General features: G+C 28.8%; 8 protein-coding genes. All 8 read left to right on the plus strand.

What is annotated here, in order from left to right; translation table 11 throughout:
• Nucleotides 1-1,616, plus strand: a 1,616-nt coding sequence (locus U9O55_00410; GenBank protein MEA2088295.1) for a fibronectin type III domain-containing protein, incomplete at its 5' end; no start/stop codon positions are given.
• Nucleotides 1,617-1,768: 152 nt separating this feature from the next.
• Nucleotides 1,769-2,044: a hypothetical protein gene (locus tag U9O55_00415; GenBank protein ID MEA2088296.1), complete on the plus strand. Its 276-nt coding sequence runs from the start codon at nt 1,769-1,771 to the stop codon at nt 2,042-2,044.
• Nucleotides 2,045-2,246: 202 nt separating this feature from the next.
• Nucleotides 2,247-3,452, plus strand: a complete 1,206-nt coding sequence (locus U9O55_00420; protein ID MEA2088297.1) for a WecB/TagA/CpsF family glycosyltransferase — start codon at nt 2,247-2,249, stop codon at nt 3,450-3,452.
• A complete protein-coding gene (locus tag U9O55_00425) occupies nt 3,436-4,608 on the plus strand; it encodes a glycosyltransferase family 1 protein (GenBank protein ID MEA2088298.1) in 1,173 nt (390 codons plus the stop codon). The genes U9O55_00420 and U9O55_00425 overlap by 17 nt, the downstream gene beginning before the upstream one ends.
• A 47-nt stretch (nt 4,609-4,655) precedes the next feature.
• Nucleotides 4,656-7,580, plus strand: coding sequence for a DUF4012 domain-containing protein (locus tag U9O55_00430; protein ID MEA2088299.1), 2,925 nt, complete (start codon nt 4,656-4,658; stop codon nt 7,578-7,580).
• A 53-nt stretch (nt 7,581-7,633) separates the two neighbouring features.
• Nucleotides 7,634-8,092, plus strand: a complete 459-nt coding sequence (locus U9O55_00435) for a hypothetical protein (GenBank protein MEA2088300.1) — start codon at nt 7,634-7,636, stop codon at nt 8,090-8,092.
• 121 nt (nt 8,093-8,213) lie between these two features.
• Nucleotides 8,214-9,503, plus strand: coding sequence for an ATP-binding protein (locus tag U9O55_00440; protein MEA2088301.1), 1,290 nt, complete (start codon nt 8,214-8,216; stop codon nt 9,501-9,503).
• A gap of 29 nt (nt 9,504-9,532) precedes the next feature.
• Nucleotides 9,533-11,491, plus strand: a complete 1,959-nt coding sequence (locus U9O55_00445; GenBank protein ID MEA2088302.1) for a hypothetical protein — start codon at nt 9,533-9,535, stop codon at nt 11,489-11,491.
• Nucleotides 11,492-11,862 lie beyond the last annotated feature (371 nt).

An 11,862-nucleotide genomic window follows, 5' to 3' on the forward strand; every position in this document is an offset into this window, starting at 1 on the left:
CTTTAGTTGACGAAGTAGACGCAAGCAACGAATGGCCTGCTGGAGACAAGATAGTGCCAAAACATCCTATGGAGCGATGTTCTGATAATAATTGGTATAACAGTGATGTAGCTGGCGGAACTCCTAAAGCGATAAATGGTTGTAGCGGTGTTTGCGCTGATGACGATCAAGACGGAATTTGTGATGATGTTGATAATTGTCCTAATACTTATAACCCAGACCAAACAGATACTGATAGCGATGGAATAGGCGATGCTTGTGATACATCTGGCACATTAACTATCTGCAAGCAAGAAGATTTAAACAATAATGGTATTTTTGAGGAAGGAGAGCCAGTAGTAACAGATCCTCTTTGGAAATTTTATATCAGCAATGTTGAATATCAAGCTGGCGAAAACGGCTGTATTATAATTGAAGATATGGCATACGGTGAATATAATGTAACTGAAGAAGTAATAGCTGGATGGGAAGCGACTGGCATACCTGGATATAACACAGGAAACGGAGTTTTTGAAAATGATGGTTCTATTACTGTAAATGTTGATCAATCAAACCCAGTCCCTATTATTTATTTTTTAAATTATGATACACCTCAATGTTCAGACGGAATAGATAATGATGGAGACGGACTTACAGATATGGCAGATTCAGGATGCAGCGGTCCTGACGATGATGACGAATATAATCCTTATTGTGGCGACGGAGAATGTAATAACGGAGAAATATGTTCATCTTGTCCAGAAGACTGCGGAGCTTGTAACAATGGAGGCGGAGGCGGCGGTGGCGGCGGAGCAACCACTCTTTATATCCATACTGAAGTAATAGAAAAAGACGGCGGAACACCTCCAGAAACAATTAGCGTTGTTATTACTTGGCATACAAACAAACCAGCAACAAGCCGAGTTGTTTATGGCCCATCTCCAGTTGATTCATCAAAATTAGGTCCTTGGCCTAATTTAGGATATTCTAATTCTACAATAGAAGATTTAGAAAAAGTTACTTTTCATACTGTAATAATAGACGGACTTTCAGCAAACACAAAATATTATTTTAGACCTATTTCAGCAGCTTCACCAGCTGTGTATGGAGAAGAAATATCAATTACCACACAGCAAAAAGAAACTCCCCCTGAAGAAGAAGTTATTGAAGAAGAGGAAGAAGAAACAACTCCTGATCAAGAAGAAGACCAGCCAGAGCAGGGGATCGATGATGACAAAGACACTACTGAACCAAAGACAATAGAGCCAGCTGAACCAGTTAAACAAGAAGATACTGGCGTTATTGGTTCAGGTGTCCAAATTTCAGAGGGCGATGTTTTAGGCGAAACAAATACGCATATAGCCTTAGCTGAAGGCGAAAAAGATGATGATGTAAAAGACGAACAGCCAAAAGATGAAAACGGCGAAGTAAAAGGCGAAGCATTGCCGTGTTATACTGAAGACTGTTCGACTTCAACAGACTCAAAATGTAAATGCTGGTCTGATTGGTGGTGGCTGATTGTGATACTTTTGTTAATTATTGCTTATTTAGCTTATGAAAATTATCGCATCAGAGGCGAAAAAGAAACAGATGAGCCAAAACAAGACGAGCAAGGAGATACATTTAAGCAAGATTAAAATTTAAAATATAATATTTGTGTGAATTAACTTACTAATAAGGAACGCTTATTTTGCGCGTTCCTTATTTTTTATTTGACAAAAATGCAAAAAAATGCTATTATTTTTTTAAAAGAAATACACTTTTAACCTCAACAAAAAAGGAGATTGTAATGTGCAAGAGAGCATGGTTGTGGAGAGATGAGAAAAAGATGGAAGAATTGTATATTTGGTTATTTTTTCATACTGATTTTATTTTTTCTGATCTTATTTTTTATCCTGATTTTCAGGATGATAGGGCAGAAGAGAATGAAGATGATTTTTTTCTTGAAACCCAGAAAGCCGGAAACTGCTTATTCAACGACAATTGTTTGTCGATTTGGAATGAAGCACATCCAGATTACGCTCGCCCTTTACTAAGGAGGGGATTGCGATCTTTAATTGAATAAATATTTAAGAGGAGGAATAAAAACAGGTTCACATCCACCCGATAACAAGGGTGGATTTTTTTTTGCGTTTTTATAAAATATGGTAGAATACTTATAAATCAATTTTCAATTTCTAATTTTCAATTTTCAATCAATTTTCAATTTTCAATTTACAAATTATAAAATAAGAAATACCCTTTCAAAATAAAATGATAAATTTTTTATGAAAGAAACTAAAATTTTAGGCGTAAAAATAAATAATATCAGCAAAAAAGAGGCTGTGGATAAGTTAGGTGAGAGCTTGGGTTCTGACAAACAAAATTATTTCACGACTGTTAATCCTGAATTTTTAATAATGGCGCAAAAAGACGAAAAATTTTTTCACATTTTAAACAACGCTGATTTATCTTTAGCTGACGGCTTTGGAGTAATTCTTGCCTCTTTTCTTTTTCCGCCAATAATTAAAAAACGAACTTGCGGAGCGGATTTGACAAATGATATTTTAAATTACGCGTCGCAAAATAATCAGAAAATTTTCATTCTAATTTGGGATAAAGGATTGTCAAATTCCAGAGAAATATCTTATGAATTAAAGAAAAAGTATCCTAATTTAAAATTTATAATTCAAGAGACTCAACGCAATTCCCCTGCCCTGAATTTTGAAAAAATTAATGAATTTAATCCAAAAATAATGTTAGTCGGACTTGGCGCTCCTTATCAAGAAAAATTGATAAGTAGAAATTTATCTAAAATTCCGTCTGTCAAATTAGCCTTAGGCGTTGGCGGAACTTTTGACTTTTTAACTAAAAAAACAAAACGGGCGCCTAAATTTATAAAAGCCATAGGAATTGAGTGGCTTTGGCGCTTAATCAAGCATCCTGTCAAAAAGCCTATAAAAAAATTCGGAAGATTAAAACGAATTTTTAATTCTGTATTTTTATTTTCTTATCTTGTTTTAAAAGAAAAATTTATCAACCCATTTTTTTACCGCGAAAATGTAGCTTGTTTTTTATATAAAAAAGATAATGATAATGTTAAAATTTTTTTAGCTGAAAGAAAAAATGAGAAAAATCATTGGCAAATTCCGCAAGGCGGAACTGAGGGCGAAGACTTAAAAACAGCCGGCTTTCGCGAGCTAAAAGAAGAGATAGGAACAGGCAAATTCGCTATAAAAGCTATCTTTGAAAATGTTTATAAATATAAATTTAATAAAAAAAGGAAAAAACATTTTATTAAAAATTATAAAGGGCAGAAGCAAGGGCTTATAATTGCTGAATTCAGAGGAGATAACAGCGACATAAATATTTCAAAATATGAATTTTCTAATTGGAAATGGGCTAATATTAAAGATGTATTAAATCAAGTTCATCCAATTAAAAAAGAAGCTATGCGAAAATTTTTAAATTATTTTTATGAATATAGCAATTGACATTCGTTGTTTAATGGATAAAAATTATTCTGGCATAGGAGAACACACTTATCGGCTTTTGTCAGAACTTTTTATTAAAGATCAAAAAAATCAATATTTTTTATTCTACAACAGCGCTAAAAAAGGAATAAAAAACAGATTGCCAAAATTTAGCTATCATAATGTTTTTTATTGCGGATTTAGTTATCCAAATAAAATATTAAATTTAAGCTTATTATTGTTTGGTTTTCCGAAAATAGACGAAATAATAAATAAAAAATTTGCTCATCTATTAAAAAATGAAAAAATTGATTTATTTTTTTTGCCAAACATAAATTTTATTTCTTTGTCGCGAAATTGCAAGCTTATTATAACTGTTCATGATTTAAGCTTTAAAAAATTTCCAGAATTTTATAATTTAAAAGCGCGAATTTGGCATAAACTGGCAAATTTTAAAAAAATAATAAAAAAAAGCAGCAAAATTATTGCTGTTTCAAAAAACACAAAAACAGATATTCAAAAATTATATAATATTCCTGACAAAAAAATACAGGTTATTTATTCGGGAATTAATCAAGCATCAAACATTAAACATCAAGTATCAAATATTTTGAAAATTAGAAAAAAATATAATCTGCCAAAAAAGTTTATACTATATTTAGGCAATTTAGAAGCGCGGAAAAACATTGAAAGCTTAATTAAAGCGTATAGCAAAATCAAGCAAGATATTGGCTTGATTATTGTTGGAGGAAAATTGTGGAAATACAAAAATATTTATAAAACAGTAAAACAGCTGAATTTGCGAGACAGAGTGATTTTTACAGGCTATATCCATAAAAAAGAAAAAAAAATACTGTATAATTTAGCTGATATTTTTGTTTATCCTTCTTACTATGAAGGATTTGGAATTCCTCCTCTGGAAGCAATGGCGGCAGGAACGCCTGTTATCGCGAGTTATTCTTCTTCTCTTCCAGAAATAATTGGCAATTCAGCGATTATAATAGACCCATTCAACGCGAAAGAATTAGAGCAGGCAATAATTCAAATTTTAAATAATAATGAATTACGCGATGATTTGAAAAACAAAGGGATAGAAAACGCAAAAAAATTCAGTTGGCAAAAAACTGCTGAAAAAACTTGCGAATTTATCAACAGAGCTTTTTGCGTAAAAGTTTAAAATGTAATATAATGAATTTGTTAAGAGGGGATTTTTTTATTTTAAATATGTTAAAAAAGAAAAAACAACCAATAATAAAAAAAGCAGTCAAGAAAACTGTTCAAAAAAAGAAAACCAACAAGCCAAAGGTTCAAAAAGCTAAAAAGAAAAAAATTTTAGCGTCTGTTGCTATTAAAAAAAAACAAGCCAAGCCAAATAAAAAAAGCGTAAAAAAATTGATAAGCAAAGTTAAGAAAACAACAGTTAAGCCTAAAAAAACAGCAAAGAAAAAAATTTCTAATAAAAAAATTAAAACTAAAAAAATAATTAAAAAAAATTTAACAAAAAACAAAAAGCAAAGAAGCAAGCCGGCTTCTGATTTAATTATTTCTTCTGAAAAAAAATTTGACAATCTTTTTGCCTTATCAATTAAAAATCTTGATTTTTTAAAAAATAGCAAAGAATTAACAAATAAAAGCCAATTTTTATCGCTTCATAATGAAAAAATATATTTTGCGCCAAGCGTTAATGAAGAAATAAAGATCAATTATGATCTTTCTGTTTTTTCTAAATCTTTGAGACTGATAAATTTTAAAGATAAAAACACGATAGAAATAAAAAAAATTATTAAAAATAAAGCCAACATTGATAGCTCTGAAAAAAATAAATATTCAAATAAAAAATATAATTTTTTTAATAAAGAATTTTTAATAAATAAAACGCCAAAAACAAAAGCAATCAAACAAAATTTTTTAAAAAAATATACTAGCTCAAACAACATTTATTTAGAAGACAAGATCGGATTTTGGAAAATTTTATTTTTTCCTTTTTATACTTTTTTTCGCGCTTTGGAAAATTTTTTTATTGATTTTTCAAAATTAGGAAAAGGACGCTTGCCAGAAATATTCAAATTTTCTTTTCCATTAAACTGGAAAAATTCTTTAGCTTTTTTCGCGATAATCTGTTTTGCCTTGCTTCTGCCTTTTGAGGCGCTCTTTTTATACAATGCTAATTCATATAACAAAGGACTTGTTTTGGGCAATGCAACAACAGCTTTGAATGAATTAAAATTAGGAGGAAAATCTATTTTGCAAAATAATTTAAAAAATGCTGACTGTCATTTTTATGAATCTTTATTAAATTTTAGCAACGCCCGGCAAAATTTAGAAGATATTAATTCAATTGTTATAAAAATTTTAGAGCATGTTCCGATTGACAAAGGAGGCGTTTCTTCTGGAAAAAAATTAATATGTTTTGGAGAAAATATCGCAATGTCAGCTATTTACATAAATAAAATTTTAGAAACAGCCCAAGAACAAGAAAATTTACAAAAAAATAACGAAATTTCTATCAATGACGCAATTTTGCCAGCTTATAATTTAGAAAAAAACTTAATAAAAAAAATTGAATTGGCAAAAAATAATATATTTTTAGCAACAGAAGAGCTAAAAAAGGCAAAATCAAACCTTGATTCAGTAAATTTTAATGTTTTGCCTGAGCAAGAAAAAAAACAGCTTGCTGAGATAAAAGAATTTTTGCCTATTTTAATTTCCTGCTTGGATAATTTTAATGAATTTTTAGATTTTTCATTAGAATTTTTAGGCAAGGAAAATTTTAAACGCTATTTAATTATTTTTCAAAATAATTATGAATTGCGCGCCACAGGCGGATTTATTGGAAGTTTCGCGATGGTTGACATTAATGGAGGTAAAATTGAAAAAATAGAAATTCCAGAAGGAGGAAGCTATGACTTACAGGGAGGGCTTTTAAAAAGCGTTAGCGCCCCAGAACCTCTTTATCTGATTTCACCTTTGTGGCAATTTCATGACGCTAATTGGTGGCCTGATTTTCCAACCTCAGCAAAAAAAATGATGTGGTTTTACGAAAATAGCCAAGGACCAACTGTTGATGGAGTAATTGCTTTGAATCCACAGATAATTATTGAACTTTTGAAAATTACAGGACCAATTATAATGAAAGAATATGATGAAATTATTTCCGCTGATAATTTTATGTGGGCAACAGAATATAATATTGAATTGAGGAAAAATAAAGAATATAAGCCAAAAAAGTTTATTGCTGATTTGTCAGTAAAACTGTTTGATAAATTATTAAATCAATCAGAGGATTTAAATATAAAAAACGGTTTGTCTGATGTTATGGCTATTTTAGACAAAACAATTAAAAGCAAAGATTTGCAGTTATATTTTAATAACGCGAAGTTGCAGAATCTTGCGAAAAAGTATGGCTTAAGCGGGGAAATAAAGCAATCTGACGGTGATTATTTAATGGTTGTTAACTCTAATATTGCGGGAGGAAAAACAGACAGCGTAATATCTCAAAGTATAAATTTAGATAGCGTTATCCAAGAAGATGGTTCAGTAATCAATCAGCTTACAATAAAACGCGAACATAATGGCGACAGCCAAGATTATTTTCAAAGAGTTCGCAATGTTGATTGGATGAGAATTTATGTGCCAGAAGGCTCGCAAATTATTTCTGCCTCAGGGTTTAAACAGCCTGAAAAAAAATATTTTAACAAGCCTGACAGACAGCTTGATATTGACGAAGACTTGGCAATGATGGATCATGGATTTCAAATTGACAAAAAAAGCGCTGTTAGAATTTATAATCAATTTGGAAAAACAGTTTTCGCGAATTGGTCTATGATAGATGTTGGTGAAACTGCTATTATCAAAATAAAATATAAACTCCCTTTTAAAATTCAAAAAGCTATTGTTGAAAGAGATAAAAAATTTGAATTAATGCAAAAATACTTTTTATTTCATAAAGAAGGCGCGAATTTGGATGAAGACTTAAGAGCTTATATCGTCTTAATCCAAAAACAGGCGGGAATTGATTCAGATTTTAATTATAAATTAAATGTTCCTGATAATTGGAAAAATATTTGGAGCAATAACGCTTCTTTAAATTCGTTTTCAGCTGTTTTAGATAAAGATACGCTTTTAGGGAGTATTTTTGAAGTAAAATAAATTTTCGTTTTTCAAAAAGGTGAATTTTATAATTTAAAAATTCGGATAAAATTATGCTTAAATTCAATAGAAAAAATGATAAAAATATAAATAATAATTTTAATAAAAAATATAATCCATTAAAAGATCTTAATTTTTGGGTAGCTCTTGTTATTGGTGGAGCTCCAATTTTGCCTTATTTAATTTTTAAAATGATAAAATATGATATAGTTTGGGATCTTTATAAAGGAGTGATGCCTCCTTTTATTATTTTTTTAGTCGTTTGGGTAGGTTGGATTATTTTTAAAAAAGGTAAAAAATGGAGTTTGCCTGTTGGTTTTATAATATCAGCAACTATAACTTTTATAGTTATGGGATTTACTGTGTATTTAGAGCAAAAGAAATATAGCGAAGAGACTTTAGATAATATGATAAACAAAAGTGTTGAAGAATTGCGATTAGAATTAGAAAATAAAAAAATACAACAAAAGCAGAAACAAGAAAAATTTAAACAAATTTTTCCGCAAAAATAGCAATTTGATATTTATAAAAAACTTAACAGAAAATAATATGAGCTTGACAGTGGCATAAATTTTGTTATAATGAAATTACCTATTATAATAGGTGGAATATTAGTTTTTTAAACATTATAATATGGAATTAAAAAATACTATTTTAGAGCAAAATTCATATTGGAGTAATAAAAAAAAACAAGAAGAATATATCACAAGAGATATAATAAAAGATTTTAGAATTAAATCTAATTTTATAGAAGTTATTACAGGCGTTAGAAGAAGCGGAAAATCCACTATTTTTAACATTTTAATTCAAAAGCTTATTCAAAAAGGGAAAGCTGATCCAAAAGAAATTTTATTTATAAATTTTGATGATCCGAATTTTATTCCTTTTTATAAAAATGTCCAGAAATTAGATGAGATTATTAATGTAGCTGAAATAATAACTCAATCTAAAATTAAATATTTATTTTTAGACGAAGTCCAGAATATAGAATTATGGGAGAAATGGGTCAAGGCAAAATATGACCAAAAAATATTTAAAAAAATATTTATTACAGGGTCAAATTCTAAATTGTTGGAAAGCCAATATATTTCCCGTCTTTCAGGCAGATATTTCAGCCATTTTAATCAACCATTTTCTTTTAAGGAATTTTTAAAATTTTATAAGCAAGATTATTATAAAAAAGATGTTGATATTTTTTTAATAAAGAATAAATTAATCGCTTTATTTAATAAATATTTAAAACAGGGCGGTTTCCCAGAAATGATAATTGATAATAATAAAAATATTTTAAAAATTTATTATCAGACTATTTTATTAAAAGATGTAATTGATAATAATAAAATTAGGGATTCTTTTAATTTAAAACAAATCGCTTATTTTTTAATAACTAACATCACTTGTTTTTTTAGTTATAATAATATTGCTAAAAGCTTAGGTATTCACGAAAGTACAGTTAAAGAATATATTGAATATTTGAAAGAATCTTATTTATTTGATGAATTAAGAAAGTATGATTTTTCTTTAAAAAAACAAAATATTAATAAACGGAAAATTTATTGCGCAGATAACGGATTAATAAATCAAATTGGTTTTAGTTTTTCTAAAAATAACGGTCGTTATTTGGAAAATTTAGTATTTATTAATCTTAAAAGAAGAAAAAAAGAATGTTTTTATCATAATAATAAATACGAATGCGATTTTGTAATTAAAGATGGATTAAAAATTAAAGAAGCAATCCAAGTTTGTTATGAAATAAATGATCAAAATCAAACAAGAGAATTTAATGGACTAAAAGAAGCAATGGAAGCTTATAAATTAAAAAAAGGAACAATTATTACCTATAATCAAGAAAAAATAATAAAAGAGGATAACAAAATTATCACTTTAATTCCAGCATGGAATTGGTTATTGAAAAATTTTTAAACTAAACAAAATTATTTTAAAATAAAATTATGCTTAAATTCAATAGAAAAAAAACAACAAAAGAAAATGATGATGAAATAAATTTTCAGAGCAAGGAAATTAAGAGCGATTTGTCGGAAATTTACGGCGATTATAATGAAGAAGACGGTGGAATGGAATATTTGGAAAAAAATCCAAAAAACAGAGTTGCTACATTTTTTAAAACATTTTTTTCCTGCCTTTTTATTATTCTATTTTTTTGTATTATCGTATATGTAATATTCAACCGTCCGCAAGCTGAAGAAACAAAAAATGAAAAAACAAATGGAATGGTTTTAAGCATAGACGCGCCTAAAACAGCTTCTTCTGGCGAAAAAATAACATATAAAATAAAATATGAAAATCAAGACAAGGTAAAAATGTCTAAACTGCAATTGCTGTTAAGTTATCCAGAAGGATTTATTTTTGAATATTCATCCATTGATAAAGAGCAAAATTACGACAATCTTTTTAATTTGCCGGATATTGAACCGTTTGCTAAAAAAGAGATAGAAATTCAAGGTCGATTAATTGGCGTTGAAAATGAAGAAAAAAATTTATTGGCTTCGCTTTCTTATGAGCCAATGAACTTTTCGTCAAATTTTCAAGAACTTGCCAACTCTAGTGTTCTTATAGATTCAACGGCAATTGATGTTAAAATATCAGGCGCTGAACAAATTTTATTAAATAAAGATTCAGAATATTTAATAAAAGTTAAAAACAGCTCTGATGAAGATATTCAGAATTTGCGATTATTAGTTGTTTATCCAGAAAATTTTTTAGCTAAAAAATTCGGGATTGAACCTGATGAAAACACGAACATGGACGAAGTTGATTTTGGCGCGAAATATAATGTTTGGGGAATTGGAACGTTCAATAAAGGAGCGGAAAAAGAATTCACAATCAATGGCGTATTTTCAGGTAAAATAGAAGACGAACAAAAAATAATCGTAAGGGTAGAAATTGGCGATATTAATAATGATTATAATTTAATTGCCGAAAATTTTTTAATAGCACAAGCGATCGACAAAGACGTGAGACTTGATCTGATTTTAAACGGTTCAAGCGAAAAACAGGCCGTTAATTTGGGAGATAGCCTGAATTATTCCATAATCTACGAAAACAAAGGAGAAAAAGATTTTAAAAATGTTCAATTAAAAATAAAAATTCAGCCTTATTTTGGCGATAATAGCATTGATTTGATAGATTGGCAAAGCTTGAAAGATGAAAATGACGGAAACGTCAGCATTGATGATAAGGAAATTTTATGGACAAGCGATAACATACTTAAATTAAGTTCTTTTTCAGCAGAAGAAGAAGGCGTTCTTGATTTTTCAATTAATTTAAAACAGCTGTCTGATATTTTAGAAAAAATTGATTCTGATAATGGAAATTTAAAAATAAAAAGCGTAGCAGAAATAATAATCGGCAAAGTTGATGAAACAGAATTTCAAATGTCCGTAGAAAGTAATGAAATAATCGCGAGCATAAATACTAATATTGTTTTAAACGCGCAAGTCCAATATTTTAATGAAGATAACATAGCGCTTGGTTCAGGGCCATTGCCTCCAAAGGTAGGAAAAACAACAAAATACAGAATTTTCTGGGAAATTAATAACAGTCTAAACGAAGTAAAAGAAATTAAAATAAAAACAATATTGCCTGATTATGTGGAATGGACTGATAGGTTTAACCAAAGCGTTGGAGAATTAAAATATAATGAAGAAAATAAAGAAATTATTTGGGAAATAAACGAGCTGTCAGCTACAAAAAATATTTCTCAATTAGATTTTGAAATTGGCATAACTCCGAAAGAAGATGATTTAAATAAAATTTTAGTTTTATTAAACAAAACAATTTTAACGGCAATTGACAGCGAAACCGATTCTTCTATTTCAGTAGAACATAAAGCGCTAACAACTGACTTAGAAAATGATCCAATCGTAAGCGGCCGTGGATTAGTTGAATAAAATTAATTTTCAATTTTCAATTTCTAATTTCCAATCAATTTTCAATGATTAATGATCAATTATTAATTATGAATTAATTGATTAACGAATTAACGGATTAATGACCAATGACTCAAATGTTTATATGCTAAAATATCTTGTATTTTTAGTTGTAGTTTTAAGTTTTGAACTTTGAGTTTTGAATTTGAAAAATATGTTTAAAATATTAAAAAAATCTAAATATTCAAAAGCTAGAAAAGGAAGAATAATTACAAAAAGAGGCGCTATCAGCACCCCTTTTTTTATGCCAGACGCCACGCGCGGATATATTAAATCTCTTGGGAACAGCGAGCTTTGCAAAATGAACATTAACGCAATGGTTGTGAATACTT

It is taken from the genome of Patescibacteria group bacterium (assembly GCA_034660655.1).
GTDB lineage: Bacteria > Patescibacteriota > Patescibacteriia > JAACEG01 > JAACEG01 > JAACEG01.

Coding starts and splice junctions, on each gene's coding strand:
- U9O55_00440 (MEA2088301.1), top strand. CDS start 8,214: ATGGAATTAAAAAATACTATTTTAGAGCAAAATTCATATTGGAGTAAT.
- U9O55_00425 (MEA2088298.1), top strand. CDS start 3,436: ATGAATATAGCAATTGACATTCGTTGTTTAATGGATAAAAATTATTCT.
- U9O55_00430 (MEA2088299.1), top strand. CDS start 4,656: ATGTTAAAAAAGAAAAAACAACCAATAATAAAAAAAGCAGTCAAGAAA.
- U9O55_00435 (MEA2088300.1), top strand. CDS start 7,634: ATGCTTAAATTCAATAGAAAAAATGATAAAAATATAAATAATAATTTT.
- U9O55_00420 (MEA2088297.1), top strand. CDS start 2,247: ATGAAAGAAACTAAAATTTTAGGCGTAAAAATAAATAATATCAGCAAA.
- U9O55_00415 (MEA2088296.1), top strand. CDS start 1,769: ATGTGCAAGAGAGCATGGTTGTGGAGAGATGAGAAAAAGATGGAAGAA.
- U9O55_00445 (MEA2088302.1), top strand. CDS start 9,533: ATGCTTAAATTCAATAGAAAAAAAACAACAAAAGAAAATGATGATGAA.